The organism is Frigoribacterium sp. 2355, assembly GCF_054060695.1.
Window position 1 is genome coordinate 168,786 of record NZ_JBSSDL010000005.1, and the last position, 18,216, is coordinate 187,001.

At 71.2% G+C, this 18,216-nt stretch carries 15 protein-coding genes and 1 tRNA gene; 7 read left to right on the forward strand and 9 right to left on the reverse strand.

The genetic code is table 11. The annotated features are described in order from the left end of the window. Positions 1 to 190 precede the first annotated feature (190 nt). Entirely contained in the window at positions 191 to 1,729 is a 1,539-nt protein-coding gene (locus ACVJ1F_RS08490) for an amino acid permease (RefSeq protein ID WP_123570384.1), read from the forward strand. 429 nt (positions 1,730 to 2,158) lie between these two features. Here ACVJ1F_RS08490 and ACVJ1F_RS08495 read toward each other — a convergent pair. Further along, positions 2,159 to 2,231, reverse strand: a tRNA-Lys gene (locus tag ACVJ1F_RS08495). Positions 2,232 to 2,328: 97 nt separating this feature from the next. On the opposite strand from ACVJ1F_RS08495, the gene bcp reads away from it, so the two are divergent. After that, complete coding sequence (gene bcp / locus ACVJ1F_RS08500) at positions 2,329 to 2,799, forward strand: thioredoxin-dependent thiol peroxidase (RefSeq protein ID WP_456885609.1); 471 nt, start codon at positions 2,329 to 2,331, stop codon at positions 2,797 to 2,799. 61 nt (positions 2,800 to 2,860) lie between these two features. Here the strand turns inward: bcp and ACVJ1F_RS08505 are convergent, their stop codons facing one another. Beyond that, positions 2,861 to 3,316, reverse strand: a complete 456-nt coding sequence (locus ACVJ1F_RS08505) for a hypothetical protein (RefSeq protein WP_456885610.1) — start codon at positions 3,314 to 3,316, stop codon at positions 2,861 to 2,863. Positions 3,317 to 3,484: 168 nt separating this feature from the next. Here ACVJ1F_RS08505 and ACVJ1F_RS08510 point away from each other — a divergent pair, with 168 nt between their 5' ends. Next, positions 3,485 to 3,733, forward strand: a complete 249-nt coding sequence (locus ACVJ1F_RS08510) for a WhiB family transcriptional regulator (RefSeq protein ID WP_043594001.1) — start codon at positions 3,485 to 3,487, stop codon at positions 3,731 to 3,733. Between the two features lie 127 nt (positions 3,734 to 3,860). Here ACVJ1F_RS08510 and ACVJ1F_RS08515 read toward each other — a convergent pair whose 3' ends face one another. Then, positions 3,861 to 5,354: a sensor histidine kinase gene (locus ACVJ1F_RS08515; protein WP_173151150.1), complete on the reverse strand. Its 1,494-nt coding sequence runs from the start codon at positions 5,352 to 5,354 to the stop codon at positions 3,861 to 3,863. A 163-nt stretch (positions 5,355 to 5,517) separates the two neighbouring features. Between ACVJ1F_RS08515 and ACVJ1F_RS08520 the strand changes: the two genes are divergently transcribed. Then, positions 5,518 to 6,066, forward strand: coding sequence for an Rv3235 family protein (locus tag ACVJ1F_RS08520; RefSeq protein WP_456885611.1), 549 nt, complete (start codon positions 5,518 to 5,520; stop codon positions 6,064 to 6,066). A gap of 82 nt (positions 6,067 to 6,148) precedes the next feature. Here ACVJ1F_RS08520 and secA read toward each other — a convergent pair whose 3' ends face one another. The 6 genes from secA to mtrA all read right to left on the reverse strand — a co-directional run bounded on the left by secA (position 6,149) and on the right by mtrA (position 15,026). Next, the gene (gene secA / locus ACVJ1F_RS08525) at positions 6,149 to 8,995 is read right to left on the reverse strand and encodes a preprotein translocase subunit SecA (RefSeq protein ID WP_056046274.1); all 2,847 of its coding nucleotides are present in this window, start codon (positions 8,993 to 8,995) and stop codon (positions 6,149 to 6,151) included. A 200-nt stretch (positions 8,996 to 9,195) separates the two neighbouring features. Continuing rightward, positions 9,196 to 9,900 (reverse strand): ribosome hibernation-promoting factor, HPF/YfiA family, encoded by a 705-nt coding sequence (gene hpf / locus ACVJ1F_RS08530; protein ID WP_456885612.1) that lies wholly within the window; start codon positions 9,898 to 9,900, stop codon positions 9,196 to 9,198. Positions 9,901 to 10,017: 117 nt separating this feature from the next. Next, positions 10,018 to 10,767: a ComF family protein gene (locus ACVJ1F_RS08535; protein WP_456885613.1), complete on the reverse strand. Its 750-nt coding sequence runs from the start codon at positions 10,765 to 10,767 to the stop codon at positions 10,018 to 10,020. 103 nt (positions 10,768 to 10,870) lie between these two features. Then, positions 10,871 to 12,571, reverse strand: a complete 1,701-nt coding sequence (locus ACVJ1F_RS08540; RefSeq protein WP_456885614.1) for an LpqB family beta-propeller domain-containing protein — start codon at positions 12,569 to 12,571, stop codon at positions 10,871 to 10,873. Next, complete coding sequence (mtrB, locus tag ACVJ1F_RS08545) at positions 12,564 to 14,336, reverse strand: MtrAB system histidine kinase MtrB (protein ID WP_342211777.1); 1,773 nt, start codon at positions 14,334 to 14,336, stop codon at positions 12,564 to 12,566. Before mtrB ends, ACVJ1F_RS08540 begins: the two co-directional genes overlap by 8 nt. A 9-nt stretch (positions 14,337 to 14,345) precedes the next feature. Further along, complete coding sequence (gene mtrA / locus ACVJ1F_RS08550; RefSeq protein WP_056046282.1) at positions 14,346 to 15,026, reverse strand: MtrAB system response regulator MtrA; 681 nt, start codon at positions 15,024 to 15,026, stop codon at positions 14,346 to 14,348. A gap of 149 nt (positions 15,027 to 15,175) precedes the next feature. Here mtrA and ACVJ1F_RS08555 point away from each other — a divergent pair, with 149 nt between their 5' ends. From ACVJ1F_RS08555 to ACVJ1F_RS08565, 3 genes are read left to right on the forward strand one after another with little or no spacing between them, the layout of a single operon-like run. Continuing rightward, positions 15,176 to 16,390, forward strand: a complete 1,215-nt coding sequence (locus tag ACVJ1F_RS08555; RefSeq protein WP_159826195.1) for a hypothetical protein — start codon at positions 15,176 to 15,178, stop codon at positions 16,388 to 16,390. After that, positions 16,387 to 17,025 (forward strand): DUF4129 domain-containing protein, encoded by a 639-nt coding sequence (locus ACVJ1F_RS08560; RefSeq protein ID WP_456885615.1) that lies wholly within the window; start codon positions 16,387 to 16,389, stop codon positions 17,023 to 17,025. The genes ACVJ1F_RS08555 and ACVJ1F_RS08560 overlap by 4 nt, the downstream gene beginning before the upstream one ends. Next, positions 17,022 to 18,206: a DUF4350 domain-containing protein gene (locus tag ACVJ1F_RS08565; protein ID WP_456885616.1), complete on the forward strand. Its 1,185-nt coding sequence runs from the start codon at positions 17,022 to 17,024 to the stop codon at positions 18,204 to 18,206. Before ACVJ1F_RS08560 ends, ACVJ1F_RS08565 begins: the two co-directional genes overlap by 4 nt. Positions 18,207 to 18,216: the final 10 nt, after the last annotated feature.

Here is an 18,216-nt window from a genome sequence, read left to right on the forward strand (position 1 = left end):
TTGCGAACCGGCCCGACGTCGCCGCGGGTGTACCCCGCGCACCCTGCGTCCCGGCGTGTCGCCCATGCCTACGGGCCTGGTGATCGTCACCCATTCGTTACCCGCATGTGAATCGGCACCGAGCCTCCTGGGGGTTCGCCCGTCTCGCGGCGGTGATGCGGGCGAAAGCGATAGGGGCTACGGTCGACCGATGACGAGTCCCACGAACGGGGGCGGCGACGCCTCCACCGAGACGCACCTCCCGCAAGACTTCTCGCACGAGCAAGAGGGTTTCCAGCACGGGCTCAAGCCGCGTCAGCTGCAGATGATCGCCATCGGCGGGGCGATCGGCACGGGGCTCTTCCTCGGCGCCGGCGGTCGACTGGCCTCGGCCGGTCCGGCTCTCGCGATCGTGTTCGCGATCTGTGGCGTCTTCGCGTTCTTCATCCTGCGTGCCCTCGGCGAGCTGGTGCTGCACCGCCCCTCCTCGGGGTCGTTCGTCTCGTACGCCCGCGAGTTCTTCGGCGAGAAGTTCGCCTACGCGGCCGGGTGGATGTACTTCCTGAACTGGGCGATGACGGCCATCGTCGACGTCACCGCGGTCGCCCTGTACCTGCACTACTGGTCCGCGTTCACCGCAGCACCCGACTGGCTGCTGGCCCTGGTGGCCCTCGCCGTGGTGCTCTCGGTCAACCTGCTGGCCGTGAAGGTCTTCGGCGAGATGGAGTTCTGGTTCGCGATCATCAAGGTCGCCGCTCTCGTGGTGTTCCTCGTGGTCGGCGTCGTGTGGCTCGCGGCGGCGTTCCCCGTGACGCACGACGGTGCCGCGGTCGACACCGGCTGGGGCCTCGTGGCGTCGTCGGGCATCCTGCCGAACGGCCTGCTGCCGGCCGTCATCGTGGTGCAGGGCGTCGTCTTCGCCTATGCCGCGATCGAGCTGGTGGGCACGGCGTCGGGCGAGACCCAGAACCCCGAGAAGGTCGTGCCGCGCGCGATCAACACGGTCATCATCCGCATCGCGGTGTTCTACGTCGGGTCGCTGGTGCTGCTCTCGCTGCTGTTGCCCTACACGGCGTACAAGGCGGGCGAGAGCCCGTTCGTCACGTTCTTCGGCAGCATCGGCAGCCCCGAGGTGGGCGACGTCGCGGGGTCGATCATGAACTTCGTGGTCGTGACGGCCGCGCTGTCGAGCCTAAACGCCGGGCTGTACTCGACCGGCCGCGTGTTGCACTCGATGGGCATGAACGGCTCGGCCCCGAAGTTCACGACGAAGATGTCGAAGGGCGGGGTGCCGTTCGGCGGCATCCTGTTGACCGCGAGCATCACCCTGCTGGGCGTCGTGCTGAACGCCATCGTGGGGGCGAACACGGCGTTCGAGATCGTGTTGAACATCGCGTCTCTGGGCATCCTGACGGCGTGGGGCACGATCATCCTCTGCCAGATGCGACTGCGTCAGTGGGCGAAGCAGGGCAAGGCCAAGGAGCCCTCGTTCCGGCTGCCGGGGGCGCCGGTCACGAGCTACCTGACGCTGGCCTTCCTGGCCGCGGTCGTCGTCCTGATGGCGATCGACTGGCCGATCGGGTCGTTCACGGTCATGTCGCTCGTCGTGATCATCCCTCTGTTGATGCTCGGGTGGCACCTGCAGCGCGACCGCATCCTGGCTGCCGCCCGCCTCCGTGAGGGCATGACGGGCCCGTACCCCGTGACCGGCCGCGACGCCGCCTCGCAGGTCCCCCGCGACGGCCAGTAACCCCGCCACCCCCTGAGCGCAGGAGGCGCGGGCCGCCCGCCCCCGCCTCCTGCCGTCACCCCCCGCTGACGCCCCACCCGACGTCACTCCCCCATGACGAGCGAAGCGACGTCACCCTCCGTGACAAGCGAAGCGACGTCACCCTCCGTGACAAGCGAAGCGACGTCACCCTCCGTGACGAGCGAAGCGACGTCACCCCCGAGCAACGCCGACCTGACCAGCCCGGCTTGCTCCCCGTCCGTGACGAGCGAAGCGATGTCATCCCCCCGTGACGAGCGAAGCGACGTCACCCCCGAGCCACGGCGACCTGGCGGGCCCGGCTGGTTCCCCGTGCGAGGTGGGCCGCGGTCCGCGGAGCGGACCAGACCCATACGACGAAAGAATCCCCCGCTTCTGCGACTGCAGAACACGGGGGACCCAATTCTTTCGTGCACCCCCTCGGACTTGAACCGAGAACCCACTGATTAAGAGTCAGTTGCTCTGCCAATTGAGCTAGAGGTGCGTGCTGCGATCTCTCGCAACGACGGTCAACACTAGCATGAGATCCGACCCACTCAGAACCACCGGCGCCGTCCGCGGCGCCCGCAGATCGGAGCACCATGTCCACGAAGCTCGAGAAGGGCGCTGCCGCGCCGACGTTCACCCTCGACGACGAGAACGGTTCGCCCGTCTCGCTGGCGGATTACTCGGGGCAGAAGGTCATCGTGTACTTCTACCCGGCGGCGTCGACGCCGGGCTGCACGACGGAGGCGTGTGACTTCCGCGACAACATCAGCTCGCTGAAGTCGTCGGGCTACCAGGTGCTGGGCGTCTCGAAGGACGAGCCCGCCGCCCTGCAGGAGTTCAAGGACGAGCAGGGGCTGAACTTCCCGCTGCTCAGCGACCCCGAGCTGACGGTGCACCAGGCGTACGGCGCCTACGGCGAGAAGAACAACTACGGGCGCATCGTGACGGGCACGATCCGTTCGACGTTCGTGGTCGACGAGCAGGGCGCCGTCGAGCTGCCGCTCTACAACGTGAAGGCGACGGGGCACGTGGCGTCGCTCCGCAAGAAGCTCGGCCTCGACTGACCCCTTCGGCGACGAGGAGCGCAGGAGGCGCGGCGCCTCGCGACGGCGGCGGGCGGGTCGGTCAGTAGACGTGGGGGTCCGAGTCGCGGGCCGAGGTGGCCGCGACGACCGACGGCACGAGCAGCAGGACCACGACGGCGACGGCCGGCACGAGGAGCGCGAGGCCGATGGTCGGGTTGGCGAAGACGCCCTGCAGGCTGCCGATGCCCACCGCGAACTGCAGCACCTGCCACACGATCGCCGCTCCCCTGATCCAGGCCCGGCCGCGTAGGGCGCCGACCACGATGGACCCGAGCCAGGCGGTCGCCAGCAGGGTGAGGACGAAGATCGCGACGGCCGACGGGTACGAGTCGGGACGGGCGACGAGCAGCTCGACGAGCAGGAACGCCGCCGTCGCGGCGACCAGCAGGAACTCGGCGGAGAGCAGGACGATCACGACCCAGAGCAGTGCGGGTCGACGGGCCTCGGCAGACCGACCGGTCTCGTCTCGGGGGCCGTCAGGGCCTGCTGTGGTCACGTGTGAGCCTCCGAAAAATCCTTGATTTGGCCGTACCAGTATGCGACCATATTCGAGGTCGAAGTGACGCGCACATTGCGGTGCGCGCCTCCCGAATTCTTCTCTTTCCCCATCCCGAACCAGGCGCCTCGACGTGCCTGGTTCTGCACTTTTAAGGAGTACCCATCGATGGATTGGCGCGACAAAGCCGCTTGCCTGCAGGCTGACCCGGAGCTCTTCTTCCCCGTCGGCAACACGGGTCCCGCCGTCGACCAGATCGACAAGGCCAAGGCCGTGTGCGGCCGCTGCACCGTGACCGAGACCTGCCTGCAGTACGCGCTCGAGACCTCGCAGGACTCCGGCGTCTGGGGCGGCCTGAGCGAAGACGAGCGTCGCGCGCTCAAGCGTCGCGCGGCCCGCGCCCGCCGCGCCAGCTGATCGACCGTCGACCGCCCGCTGCGGTCGACCTCCGGCCCTCGGGGCCGATGACGAAGCCCGGCACCTGATCGCAGGTGCCGGGCTTCGTCGCGTCCGGGGCGGGGTCGTCGCCGGCCTCCGCTGTGGCTCAGGGCTGGGTGAGCCAGCGGAACGGGATCTCGATGGTGACCTCGGTGCCGTTGCCGACGAGGGTGTGCCAGTCGATGGTGCCACCGAGTTCGCCCTGGATCAGCGTGCGGACGATCTGGGTGCCGAGCCCCGAGCCGACCTTTCCCTCGGGCAGCCCGACCCCGTTGTCGCGCACCTTGACCGTCAACTCTTCCGCCCGACGGTCGGCGACGATCTCGACCTCGCCGTCGCGACCGTCGAGGCCGTGCTCGACGGCGTTCGTCACGAGTTCGGTCAGGGCGAGGGCCAGGGGCGTCGCGTACTCGCTCGGCAGGGCACCGAAACTGCCCGTCATGGTGGGGCGGACCGTCGTGTTGTGACTCGACGCGACCTCGGCGATCAGCATGAGGACCCGGTCGAAGACGGTGTCGAAGTCGACGTTCTGGCTGAGCCCCTCGGACAGCGTGTCGTGCACGACGGCGATCGACTGCACTCGGCGCATGGCCTGGGTCAGTGCCTCGCGGGCGACGTCGGTGTGGGTGCGACGTGCCTGGATGCGCAGCAGCGAGGCGACCGTCTGCAGGTTGTTCTTGACCCGGTGGTGGATCTCGCGGATCGTGGCGTCCTTGGTGATCAGCTCGCGCTCTTGGTGACGCAGCTCGGTCACGTCGCGACAGAGGACGATCGCCCCGACGCGCTCACCACGGTCACGCAGCGGGATCGCGCGCAGCGATACCGTGACCCCGCGCGCCTCGATGTCGGTGCGCCAGGGCGCCCGGCCCGTGACGACCAACGGCAGGGACTCGTCGATCACGAGCTTGCCCGCGAGCAGGCCGGTGGTGACCTCGGCCAGCGACTCGCCTTCGAGCTCGCCGGCGAACCCCATGCGGTTGAAGGCCGACAGGCCGTTGGGGCTGGCGAACGTGACCATGCCGTCGACGTCGAGGCGCAGCAGCCCGTCGGAGGCGCGGGGTGCGCCCCGTCGCGGACCCGTCGGCGCCCCCAGGTCGGGGAAGTCGCCGGCGGCGATCATGGCGAAGAGGTCGTTGGAGCACTGGTTGAAGGTCAGTTCTTGACGGCTCGGCGTGCGCGCCTCGCTGAGGTTCGTGTGCCTCGTGATGATGGCGATCGGTGCGTCGGTCACGTCGGGCCGACTGGCCCCCAGGCGGCGGAGCACGGGCACGGCCCGGACGCGCGTGGGCGTCTCTTCGTACCAGTCGGGTGCGGCCGAGTCGACGATGCGGGTCGTCGTGAACGCCTGCTCGATCTGCTCGCGCCACTCGGGCCGCACCTCTTGTCCGACGAAGTCGCGGTAGAAGAGCGTGGCCGAACTCGAGGGCCGGGCGTGGGCGACGGCGACGAAGCTGTCGGTCTGCGTGGGGACCCAGAGGACGATGTCCGCGAAGGCGAGGTCGGCGAGCAGCTGCCAGTCCCCCACCAGCAGGTGCAACCACTCGACGTCCACCTCGCTCGAGAGGCCCTGGGCGAGAACGAGATCACTGAGCGTCGACACCCGCCCAGTCTAGGTCGACGGTCCGTCCGGCGACGTCGGCCACTCCCCGGCGGGAGGACCCGACCACCGCTTCTCCACAGACCGTCGAGTCGGTCTGGTTTTGCAATCTCACATGTCATATCTTCTAGTCATGCCCGGACGCACGTGAACAGGAAGACTGCCCATGCCCTCGAACCACCACGCCCTCGCCCTCGTCGAGCACCAGGGGCCCACCGCACCACCTCGGCCGCACCTGAGGCCCGTCCCGCCGCTCGCGGACCCGGGCCCCACCGCCCCCGTGCCCGGGGGTGGGCCGTTGGAGGGTCGACCATCCGGCCCCCGACCCCTCGTCCGGACCGTTCCGCAGGCCGGCACCTCGTCCGGGTCCCCCTTCCCGGACGATCCGGACCTGCTCGTCGAGAACCTGGTCCGCTGCGTCGTCGAGATCCTGGCCGGGGCACGAGAACTCGACCAGGTTTCGCGGTGGGTCACCGAGGACGTCTACCGCACCCTGCACAAGCGGGTCGTCCTGGCCGCCCGGGCCCGGTCCGCACACGGCATGCGTGCTCGGCGACCGGTGTTCACGATCGGCGGCATCCGGTCGAGTTCGCCCGCCGACGGGGTGATCGAATCCGTCGTCGTCGTGCACGGCCGCGCTCGGAGCCGAGCGGTCGCCGTCCGACTCGAGACCTACGACAGCCGGTGGAGAGCAGCGGCCGTGCACGTGCTCTGACGGTCGGCCCGGTCACCGCCGACGGACGACGCGCCCCCGAGCCTGGCTCGGGGGCGCGTCGATCGTCGTTCGGACGACGGGATCAGCGGGTCTTCTTACCAGCCGCCCGACGCTCGGCCCGGTTCACCGGAGCCTCGCCGTCGCCGGTCTTCTGGCCGAAGGCGCCGACCTTGCCGTCGTCGGCCTGCCGTGCCGCCGGGCCACCGGAGGCGCGAGCCGCCGCGATCTCGGGCGAATCGGAACGCTCGGCTTCGTCCTGAGCCTTCTGGGCCTTCGCGGTCGCACCCTTCTCGAGCTGACCGCGCTGGTTGCGTACCTCGACCTCGCCGTCGATGTTGGGAGCCGAGTAGGCCAGCTGGGCCTGCGGTTGCTTCTCGGCCTCGAGCCCCTTGGCCGCGATGACCGGTGCCTCGGTGGCGCCGACCTGGCCCTGCACCTCGACCTCGAGGTTGAACAGGAAGCCCACGGTCTCTTCGCGGATCTGGCCCATCATGCTCTGGAACAGGGCGTAGCCCTCGCGCTGGTACTCGACGAGCGGATCTCTCTGGGCCATCGCGCGGAGACCGATGCCGTCCTTCAGGTAGTCCATCTCGTAGAGGTGGTCGCGCCAGCGACGGTCGATGACCGACAGCACGACCCGACGCTCGAGTTCGCGCATGGCGGGCTCGCCGAGGGTCTCGGTGCGCGCCTCGTAGGCGACCTTGGCGTCGGAGAGGATCTCCTGCCCGAGGAACGCCCGGGTCGCCTTGCCCTTCGAGCCGGCCTCGGTGATGACCTCGTCGATGGTGATCGAGATCGGGTACAGGGTGCCGAGTTCGGTCCAGAGGGCGTCGAGGTCCCAGTCGTCGGGGCTGCCGTCACCCGTGTGCTGGTCGATGACCTCGTTGACGACGTCCTCGAGGAACTTCTGGCTGCGGTCCTTCAGGTCGTCGCCCTCGAGGATGTGGCGACGGTCCCCGTAGATGGCCTCGCGCTGACGGTTGAGGACGTCGTCGTACTTGAGGACGTTCTTGCGGATCTCGGCGTTGCGCGACTCGACCTGCGACTGGGCCGAGCGGATGGCCCGCCCCACGATCTTGTTCTCGATGGCGAGGTCGTCGGGCACGTTGCCGCGACCCATCAACGACTCGGCGGCGCCCGAGTTGAACAGGCGCATCAGGTCGTCGGTCAGCGACAGGTAGAAACGGCTCTCACCGGGGTCGCCCTGACGACCCGACCGACCGCGCAGCTGGTTGTCGATGCGACGCGACTCGTGGCGCTCGGTGCCGAGGACGTACAACCCGCCGGCGTCGATGACCTTGTCGGCCTCTTCTTGCACGGCGGCCTTCTGGGCGGCGAACACGTCGTCCCACGCGGCCTCGTACTCGTCGGGGGTGTCCACCGGGCTGAGACCCTTGGCGTTCATCTCGGCGACGGCAAGGAACTCGGCGTTGCCGCCGAGCATGATGTCCGTCCCGCGACCGGCCATGTTGGTGGCGACGGTCACGGCGCCGGCGCGACCGGCCTGGGCCACGATGGCGGCCTCTCGAGCGTGGTTCTTGGCGTTGAGCACCTCGTGCTTGACGCCCTTCTTGGCGAGCAGTCGCGAGAGGTACTCGCTCTTCTCGACGCTGGTCGTGCCGACCAGCACGGGCTGGCCCTTCTCGTGCCGCTCGACGATGTCTTCGACGACCTGGTCGAACTTGCTCGTCTCGTTCTTGTAGACGAGGTCGGTCTGGTCGATGCGCTGCATCGGACGGTTCGTCGGGATGGGCACGACGCCGAGCTTGTAGGTGCTCATGAACTCGGCGGCCTCGGTCTCGGCCGTACCGGTCATGCCGGAGAGCTTCTTGTAGAGGCGGAAGTAGTTCTGGAGGGTGACCGTCGCGAGGGTCTGGTTCTCGGCCTTGACCGTCACGCCCTCTTTCGCCTCGATGGCCTGGTGGATGCCCTCGTTGTAGCGACGACCGCTGAGGATGCGACCCGTGTGCTCGTCGACGATCAGGACCTCGCCGTTGATGACGACGTAGTCCTTGTCGCGCTTGAACAGCGCGTCGGCCTTGATGGCGTTGTTGAGGAACGAGATGAGCGGGGTGTTCGCCGACTCGTACAGGTTGTCGATGCCGAGGTAGTCCTCGACCTTCTCGATGCCGGGTTCGAGGACCCCGACGGTGCGCTTCTTCTCGTCGACCTCGTAGTCGGTGCCCGCGACGAGGCGCCGGGCGACCGTGGCGAACTCGGTGAACCACCGGTTGGCCTCGCCCGACGACGGGCCCGAGATGATCAGCGGCGTGCGGGCCTCGTCGATCAGGATCGAGTCGACCTCGTCGACGATCGCGAAGAAGTGGCCACGCTGCACCATGTCCTGCGCCTGCCAGGCCATGTTGTCGCGGAGGTAGTCGAAGCCGAACTCGTTGTTGGTGCCGTACGTGATGTCGGCGGCGTACATCTCGCGACGCTCGGCCGGGGTCTGGCCCGACAGGATGCACCCGGTCGTCATGCCGAGCGCCCGGAAGACGCGCCCCATGAGCTCGGACTGGTAGCTGGCGAGGAAGTCGTTGACCGTGATGACGTGCACGCCGCGCGACGCGATGGCGTTCAGGTACGCCGCCGTGGTGGCGACGAGCGTCTTGCCCTCGCCGGTCTTCATCTCGGCGATGTTGCCGAGGTGCAGGGCCGCGCCACCCATCAGCTGCACGTCGAAGTGCCGGAGGCCCAGGGTGCGCTTGGACGCCTCGCGGACGGCGGCGAAGGCCTCGGGCAGGAGGTCGTCGAGCGATTCACCCGACGCGTACCGCTCGCGCAGCTCGACGGTCTCGTTGCGCAGCTCGTCGTCGGTGAGGGTCGTGAAGTCGTCCTCGAGCTCGTTGACCGCCTTGGCGTAGGCCTTCAGCTTGCGCAGCGTGCGGCCCTCGCCGACGCGGAGGACCTTCTCGAGGACGTTGGCCACTGGTGTGCTCCCATGTGTTCGGTCGAACCCGCGGAACGCTCCGCGGTCTCGCTGAGGTGATCCGCATCGGAGCACCGAGGTGTCGAAGGTCCGTCCTGGACCGGCCCACGATCGTAGCAAGCGTAGTGGCCGACCCCCTGAGAGGCGACAGGGACGTGCCCGCGCCTCCCGGGGTGTCGGCCACCCGGCGAGTCAGGAGGTCAGCTCGCCAGACCCGCCCGCAGGGCCGTCGCCGTCTCTTGCAGGTCGGGCGAGTCCTGGTCGAGCCCGATCACGCCGTAGTCCCAGCCCTTGCGGCGGTACACGACGCTCGGACGCTCGGTCTCGGCGTCGATGAAGAGGTAGAAGTCGTGGCCGACGAGCTCCATGTAGTAGAGCGCGTCGTCGACCGACATGGGCGTCGACGCGAAGACCTTCTCGCGGATGACCACGGGGCAGTACTCCTCTTCGAGTTCGTCGGCGGGGGCCTCGTCGCCCACCACCGTCACGGCCCCGGTGCGGACCTGGTCGAGCGTCTCCGCCGCGGCGGGGGTGACGCCCACGCCGCTGAAGTCGGCCGTGGCCGCCTCGCGCAGCGACGTCGGTCGGTGTTGCCCGCGATGGATCTTCTGCCGGTCCTTCGCCCGGCGCACCCGTTCGAGGAGCCGACCGATCGCGAGGTCGAACGCCGCGTACTTGTCGGCGGCCGTGGACTCGGCCCGCACCAGGGGGCCGGGGCCGATCAGGGTGATCTCGACCCGGTCGTCGCCCGCCTGCCCGCCGGACTTCTCGTGGTGCCGCGACACCTTGACCTCGAGGGCGAGGGCCTTCGTGGCCAGCGCGGCGACCTTGTCTGCCCTCTCGGTGGCGTACTCGCGGAAACGATCGGTGATGCCGACGTTTCGACCCGTGACGGAAATTTCCATGACGACCTCCTGTGGCTATCGACGTGCCGCCTGTCAGCCAGGCGGATGTCCTTTCACGCCTTTCGCCCCACCGTAGCCACCCGGACACCCCCGTGTCACGCACCGTTCACCGTTCGCTCAGGGGCGACCGGCACCCGAGCCCGACGGGGTGGCGGCCACGCAGGCCGCACCGACCACGATCGCGCCCCGGGCGACCAGCGCACGACGCGCCTCCTGGAGGGTGCCCCCGGTCGTCACGACGTCGTCGACGAGGACCACCCGCGACCCCGTGAGATCGCGGGTGGCGCGGAGGCTGCCCTCGCGGTCCCTCAGACGCTGCTGTCGGTCGCGGCCCTTCTGTCCGCCGCCGGCCCGCGCCGTCGGCACGAGGACGCGCGAGCCCACCACGAGACCGAGCCGGCGCAGCACCAGGTCGACCGGGTCGTAGCCCCGCCGACGCCGCCCCCGTCGGGACGCCGGCACCGGGACGACCAGCAGCGACCGATCCCCCGGGCGTGCGTCCCCGCCGGGTGCCCCCTCGGCCGTCACCTGACCAACCCAGGACCGGAGGGCGGCACCGAGAGCCGGGGCGAGCACCTCGGCCAGGCGCACGCGTCCGCCGTTCTTGAAGGCCAACACGACGCCCCGCGCCTCGAAGGCGTAGACGAGTCCGGCGAAGACGGTCAGCCCGTCGGGGAGGTCGATCCGGACGACCTCGGGGACGAGCCGGCCCCGGCAGTCGCGGCACAAGCCGACGTCCGGGGCGTGGCAGCCCGCGCACGAGACGGGCGACACGACGGACAGCGCCTCGCGGACGGCCCGCACCAGGGCGTCCCGCGCGTCGACGGCGGGACGGGAACGAGGACGAGGACGAGGCGACCGGGGCACACCGACAGCGTGGACTCCCCCGGGTGCGCACGCCGCGCCTCCGTCGTCGGAGGAGGACGACCGACCCCCCACCTGCCCTGGGGAGGAGGCGACCCCCGGCGCGTCAGCGCTGGGTCGCCACCAGGTCGGCCGTCAACCCCGTGGCCTGCCAGCTGCTGCCTCGGGGTTCGAGCACGTCGCCGTCGGCACCCAGCAGCAGCAGTCGGTCGAAGCCGTTGCCCCCGACGATCGCGACCGCCTCGCCCGACGGACGGCCGGCGCTCGAGGAGTCCCCGCCGACCTCGGACATCGTCACCCGTGACGACTCCCCGACGGTGGTCAGGACGGCGACGGTCAGTTGGTCCGCCCAGGTCGCGTCGACGGGGGCGCCGTCCGGAGCCGAAAGTTCGAGGGTCGGGCCCAGCCGGAGCGGGACCCCGTCGGCGTCCCGCACGACGGCGGCCACGAGGAGGCGCGACTCGCCCTGGTCGTCGAGCAGCAGCAACGCGCGGGTGCCGTCGCGCGAGATGCGGAAGGTGGTGACGCTCGGCCCCGCGGGGAGCGACGTCACCACGGGGTGGGGCGTGCCGTCGAGGGCGTACGCCGTGAGGCTCGTCGGGTCGTCGGCGACGAGCGACCAGACGAATCCCGCATCGTCGAGCGAGGGGGCGACCAGCCCGGTCCGGGCGTCGACCAACCGGGCTCCTCCCTGAGAGGTGACCGCGTACGCGCCCGACGAGGTGCCGACGGCGGCGGTGGTCTGGTCTGCGGACAGCTCGACCGACCGGGGGCGGAGGGCCTCCACCGCGTCCGAGAGGCCCGGGAGCTGGCTCGTGGCGCTCGTGGTGGCGAATCCCAGCACGCCGTCGGCCAGCACGAGGGGCCGGGCGTCGACCGCGGGGTCGCGCACCGGCACGGGCTGCTGCATGGCCGGCACGGTCAGAGGAGCGCCCTCGACGCTGAGCTCGACGGCGGTCACGGTCGCGAGGGTCGAGAAGCTCGCCAGCAGCTGCGCCTGCATCCGGGCCCGGGCGGCGGGGGTCGCCTCGAGGGCGTCGGCGGTGAGGTCGACGCGGGCCGTCCCGTCGTCGACCGTGATGGCCGTCAACGACAGCTGGGTGCCCTCGGGGAAGGCCGAGACGACGGCACCCTGCAGCCAGTCCGACGGTCCGTCGAGCAGGGCCGTCGCGAGGCGCGTGCTCGTCGACGACCGTGCGAGGAACCACCGCTCGTCGGGCACGAGATAGGTGAAGGTGGGGTCGTAGAAGTAGGCGGCGTGCGACCGGAAGACCGAGTCGAACGTGGCCGGCGAGAGGACGATGCCGTCGGGGGCGTCGCTGATGCGCCACTCGCCTCCCTCGCGGACGAAGGAGAACGCCAGGGACGTCGTCGTGGAGGACGTGGCCGGCGTGTAGTGCCCCGCCGAGTCGACCGTCGCCGAGCCCACGAACGCGTAGTCGAGCGTCGACCCGCCGACCCGCGAGGTCGACCCGACCCCGGGCCTGATGGTGACGCTGGCCCGCGGCTCCCACTCGTCGGCGAAGCCGGTGCTGAGGAACTGCCGGGCCACCCCGTAGTTGTCCTGGGACCCGGTGCCCGCCGAGAGGAAATCGCGCAGCAGTCTCTCTTGCGAACTGCCGGCGACCGGCCCGTTGGGCCGGAACACGAAGTCGCTGACCACGTCGTCGCTGACGGTGTCGCCCTGCTGCACCTGACCGGCGTCCGGGATGCCGACGCACCCGGTCAGGGTGATCGCGGCGCCCACGAGGACCGCCAGCACCACGGACCGGCGGCCCCGCCGGGCGTTCCGTCGTGGGTCAGTCATCGTCGGCACCCCCCGCGGACCGCGACGGGATCGGCACGCCCGGCGTCTCTGCCACCGGGACCGAACCCGACCACGGTTCGCCCGTCACCGGCACGGTCGTCTCGCCCCGACGGTCCGGCGGCACGACCGGCAGGGGCGCCCCCTCGATGCGACCGCCCGCCACGCGGGGCAGGGTGACGACGAACCGGCTGCCCGAGCCCGGCTCGGACCAGACCTCGAGCCGGCCGCCGTGCAGGGCCGCGTCCTCGAGGCTGATCGCCAGGCCCAACCCGGTGCCCCCGATGGTGCGCTTGCGAGAGGGATCGGCCCGCCAGAACCGGTCGAACACGCGCGAGGCATCGGCCGGGCTCATGCCCACACCGTGGTCGCGGACGGCCACCGCGACGGCCGTGGCGTCGCTGTCGACCTCGACCTCGATCGGCCGCCCCTCGCCGTGTTCGATGGCGTTGCCCAGCAGGTTGCGCAGGATGCGGCGCAGCCGCCGCGGGTCGATCTCGGCCTCGAAGTACCCGCCCCGGGCGACGACCGAGACGACGCTGCCGGACCCGTCGGCGAGCGGCCCGAACTCGTCGACACCGTCCTCGACGAGACGGACGACCGTGACGGGCTCGGTCTCGAGCTCGACGGCACCGGCGTCGAACCGCGAGATCTCGAGCAGATCGGCGAGGAGCAGCTCGAACCGGTCGACCTGGGTGTGCAGCAGCTCGGCCGTCCGGGCGGCCGAGGGCGTGAACGACGTGCGCTGGTCGTAGAGGACGTCGCCGGCCAGCCGGATCGTGGTCAGCGGCGTGCGCAACTCGTGCGAGACGTCGCTCACGAAGCGTTGCTGGACGCGCGACAGCTCGGCCAGCTGCGAGATCTGGCGCTGCATGGCGTCGGCCATCCCGTTGAAGGAGCGCCCGAGCGTGGCCACGACGTCCTGCCCCTTCTCGGGGATGCGTTCTTCCAGGTGGCCGGCCGCGATCTTCTGGCTGGTCTCGGCCGCCGTGCGGATCGGCCCCACGACCAGGCGGACGACGAGGTAGGTGATCGCCGCGATCAACAGCACGAGTGCCAACGAGCCGATGCCGAGGGTCCGTTGCATGAGGTCGAGCGTGGCCTGCGCGTCGCTGAGGTCGTAGACGAGGTAGAGCTCGTACTGGCCCGCGGTGGGCACCTGCAGGGTCGAGCCGACCGCGATGCCCGGCGAGCCCCCGCCTTGCGAGGTCGGAGGGAGCGACACCGACTGCATCGAGAGACGCTCGTCGTCCGCCGCCACCGCCTCGCGGAGGGCCGGCGAGATCACGGAGTCGGGGAAGTCGGGGCTGGCGATGTTCTGGATGGTCTGCGGGCTGTTCTGCCCCGGCGTCCGGAGGATCGCGATGCTCGTCCCGCCCGGGCTCGAGGTCGAACCCAGGATGGCGGTCTGGGCCTCGTTCTGCAGCGCGTCGAGCTCGACCTGGTTGGCGTCCTCGGTGGCGGTGGCCGAGTCGAAGATGTTCTGCGCGAGGAGCGTCGCCCGGACGCTCTCGGCCTCGACCTGCTCCCGGCGCTGGTCGTAGAGGCTCGTGCCGATCGTCACCGAGATGAGCGTGCCGATCACGGTCACGGCGACGGTCGACAGCACCACCGTGAGCGCGACGGTGCGGAACGACAACGACGACCGCCAGAAGCCGACCACCCGGGTCGGCCACGTGCGCCACGCCGGTGCCCGCCACGACCACGGTCCGCCCGAGCGGACGGGCCCGCCCTGGTCGGGCCCCGCGACCGTCGACACGAGCGCCACCCGACCGGGCTACGAACCCGCGCCGGCGCGGTACCCGACGCCGCGCACGGTCGTGACGATGCGGGGCGCGTCCGGATCGTGCTCCACCTTGGCGCGAAGCCGCTGCACGTGCACGTTCACCAGACGGGTGTCGGCTTTGTAGTGGTAACCCCAGACCTGTTCGAGCAGCATCTCGCGCGTGAAGACCTGCTGCGGCTTCGAGGCGAGCGCGAGCAGCAGCTCGAACTCGAGCGGGGTCAGGGCGATCGGGGTGTCACCGCGCCGCACCTCGTGCGCGGCGACGTCCAGGCGGAGGTCACCCACCGTGAGCACGTCGTTCGTGGGCTCGGTGGCCGGGCGGAGCCGGGTGCGGATGCGCGCGACGAGTTCTTTCGGGTTGAACGGCTTGACCACGTAGTCGTCGGCCCCGCTCTCGAGACCGCGGACCACGTCGGCCGTGTCGCCCTTCGCCGTCAGCATGATGATCGGCACGCCGCTCTCGGCCCGGATGAGGCGACAGACCTCGATGCCGTCGAGGCCGGGCAGCATCAGGTCGAGCAGGACGAGGTCGGGTGAGGCCTCGTGGAACGCCTCGAGGGCGGCCGCGCCGTCGCCGCAGAAGTGGGGGTCGAACTCGTCGGCGCGAAGGACGATGCCGATCATCTCGGCGAGCGCCGGGTCGTCGTCGACCACGAGGATGCGCGGGTTCATGTTCTCCGTCTGGGCTGGGCCGCTCGGGAGGCGGCACGTCAGGACAGATTAGTGCAGGAGGCGCTCGTCGGCTGGCAGCGCCCGGTCCGGTGTGGAAACATGAACACACTCGTGAGGACGACCTCACGGTCAGGACGACCAGGGGGACCATGAGCGATCCGAACGCCTGGAGCACACCGGGGGGCGACACGTCCCCGCCGCGCTGGGGCGAGCGCGTCGACCCCACGTCACCCGGCCCCCTCCCCGCGGGGCCCGTCCCGGGGGCCGCCCCGGGCGGCACCACCCCGCCGGCACCCGGCTGGGCCCCGCCGCCGAAGCCGGGCCTCGTCCCGCTGCGCCCCCTCACCTTCGGCGAGATCCTGGGTGCCTCGTTCCAGGTCTTCCGCCGCAACCCACGGACCACGTTCGGCACGGCCCTGCTGTCGCAGGTCGTCCTGCTCGTGGTGACCGTGGTGATCACCGGCGGCAGCGCCTTCCTCGCCTTCGGACGCGTCGAACAGGCCCTCCCCCGGGACCGTGACGCGGTCCTTGCCGGCGCCGTCGCCGTCGTCGCCGCGTCGGCCCTCGTGCCGATCGCCCTGCAGGTGATCGTCACGGCCCTGTTGCAGGGGCTCTTCGTGCTCGAGACCTCGCGGCAGACGCTCGGGGAGAAGCTCCGACTCGGCGGCCTCTGGGCGATGGCCAAGGGCCGCGTCGGCACGCTCGTCGGGTGGTCCGCCCTGCTCACGGTCGCCTACGTCGTGGCGCTGGCGCTCGTGGCCGGCGTCGTCGTCGTCGGCGTGGCCGTCGGCTCCGGGCCGAGCATCGCCGTCGGCGTCGTGCTCGCGGTCCTCCTCGGCCTGGGCCTCCTCGTCCTCGGCGTGTGGCTGACCGTGAAGACTGCCCTCGTGCCGAGCGCCATCATGCTCGAACGGCTGACGCTGGGCGCGGCCGTGAGGCGCTCGTGGTCGCTGACCCGCGCCTCCTTCTGGCGGACCTTCGGCGTGATCGCCCTGGTGTTCCTCATGGTCCAGGTCGCGTCGCAGGTCGTCGCGACGCCGTTCTCGGTGCTGTTCAGCGTGCTGACGGGCACGCTCGCGCCGACGGGGGACGTGACCGACCCGACCTTCCTGGCCCTCACGGCGGGCACCTACGCCGTCACCCTCGGCATCACGGCCGTCATCGGCGCGATCGGGTCCGTGCTGCAGGCGGCGTCGGCCGGCCTCGTCTACGTCGACCGACGCATCCGCACCGAAGGGCTCGACCTCGAACTCGTGCGCTACGTCGAGCGCGGCGGGCGGGCGGTCGGAGGACAGCCCGACCCGTACCGCACGCCCGAGGCCCCGGTCCCGCCGACGACGCACCCGGGAGCACCGCGCTGGTGAGCCCGCTGCCCTTCGCCGCCGGGCCTCCCCTGACCCCCGACGCCGACGACGCCCGGCGCGAGGTCCTGCGCGAGCTCACCGGGCCCGAGTACGTGGCGGCGCAGCCGTCCTGGCTCGACCGTGCGGCGCAGGCGTTCTGGGACTGGCTGGGGTCGATCCGGTTCGGAGGGACCGAGGGGGCGCCGGCGGTCGCGTTGATCGTGCTGCTCGCGGTCGTCGTGGTGGTCGTCGTGGTCGTGCTGCTCGTCTACGGGGTGCCGCGACTCAACCGCCGGTCCGCGCGTGACCTCGCCCTCTTCGGCGACGACGACGTCCGTGACGCCGACGCCATGCGGGCCGCGGCCCGGGAGGCGGCCTCCCGGGGCGATCTGACGCTCGCCGTCGCCGAGGCCTTCCGGGCGATCGCCCGTTCGCTGGCCGAGCGGGGCGACGTCGCGGTCTCCCCCGGCACCACCGCACGCGACGTGGCCCGCCGGGCGGGCGACGTCTTCCCCGACCTCCGGGCCGACTTCGCGGACGCCGCCACGGCCTTCGACGGCGTCCGCTACCTCGACCGCCCGGGCACCGACGAGGACTACCAGGCCGTCACGGAGCTCGACCGGCGCGTCACCTCGTCCCGGCGGGTGCCCGCGTGACCGCCGCCGCACCGTCCGAGGCGCCCACCTCCGTCTCGACCCCCACCCTTGCGGCGTCGGTCCGACGTGCCCGGTTCTGGGTCGCACTCGCCCTCGTCCTGGCCCTCGGCGTCGGGGCGGCGCTCCTCGTGGGCTCGGGCTCGGGAGAAGGCCGCGCCCTCGGCCCCGCGAACGCCGCCCCCGGCGGGGCCAAGGCACTCGTCGAGGTGCTCGGCCGCCAGGGCGTCGACGTGACCGTCACGACCACCCTCGACGAGACCCTGGACCGACTCGGGTCCGGTGGCGGCACGCTCCTCGTCGACGACGCCTCGGGGTTCCTGGTCGGCGACCAGTGGGGGCGTCTCGTCACGGCGACCTCCCACCTCGTGCTCCCCGCCCCGGGGCCCGCCGCGCTCGACGCCGTGGCCGCGGGCGTCGCGTCGACCGGCCCGGTCGACGAGGGCACGGCCGGGCCCGCCTGCTCGTCACCGGCCCTCGCGCAGACGTCCCGGGTCGACGTCGCGGGCGTCGCGTACGACGTCGACGCCCCCGGCGCCGTCCGCTGCCTGCCGACCGACGACGGCTACGGGCTCGTCGAGCTGGAGGACGGCGACACGCGCGTGTCCGTCCTGGGAGCCACGGACGCCCTGACCAACGGCTCGATCGGGACGCACGACGACGCGGCCTTCGCACTCGCGCTGCTCGGCGGGTCCTCCGAGCTGACCTGGTACCTGCCCTCGGCCGGCGACCTGCCCGAGGGCGAGGGCACTCTCGCCACGCTGACGCCGTCATGGGTGACGCCGTCGCTGGTCGTGCTCCTCCTGGCCGGAGTGGCCGCGATGGTGTGGCGGGGCCGACGCCTCGGAGCTCTCGTCGTCGAGCGGCTGCCGGTCACCGTCAAGGCCTCCGAGACCACCGAGGGGCGCGCCCGCCTCTACGAGCGCTCCGGGCAGCGCCGCCATGCCCTCGACCAGCTCCGCATCGGCACGCTCGGGCGACTCGCGCGCACGACGGGCCTGTCCTCGACCGCGTCGGTCGACGAGATCGTCGCCCGGGTGGCCGCACTGATCTCGGCCGGCCCCCGGGGCCTGCGGCACGTGCTGGTCGACGCCGACCCGGTCGACGACCGCGAGCTCGTCGCGCTGAGCGACAGCCTGCTCGACCTCGAGGGTGCGGTCCGACGGGCGACGACTCCGTCGTGACCCGCCCCGC

Bases quoted from the DNA above. Each gene is read 5' to 3' on its own strand.
- ACVJ1F_RS08490 (WP_123570384.1), top strand. From the start codon at position 191: ATGACGAGTCCCACGAACGGGGGCGGCGACGCCTCCACCGAGACGCAC.
- bcp (WP_456885609.1), top strand. From the start codon at position 2,329: ATGTCCACGAAGCTCGAGAAGGGCGCTGCCGCGCCGACGTTCACCCTC.
- ACVJ1F_RS08510 (WP_043594001.1), top strand. From the start codon at position 3,485: ATGGATTGGCGCGACAAAGCCGCTTGCCTGCAGGCTGACCCGGAGCTC.
- ACVJ1F_RS08520 (WP_456885611.1), top strand. From the start codon at position 5,518: ATGCCCTCGAACCACCACGCCCTCGCCCTCGTCGAGCACCAGGGGCCC.
- hpf (WP_456885612.1), bottom strand. From the start codon at position 9,900: ATGGAAATTTCCGTCACGGGTCGAAACGTCGGCATCACCGATCGTTTC.
- ACVJ1F_RS08540 (WP_456885614.1), bottom strand. From the start codon at position 12,571: ATGACTGACCCACGACGGAACGCCCGGCGGGGCCGCCGGTCCGTGGTG.
- mtrA (WP_056046282.1), bottom strand. From the start codon at position 15,026: ATGAACCCGCGCATCCTCGTGGTCGACGACGACCCGGCGCTCGCCGAG.
- ACVJ1F_RS08555 (WP_159826195.1), top strand. From the start codon at position 15,176: ATGAGCGATCCGAACGCCTGGAGCACACCGGGGGGCGACACGTCCCCG.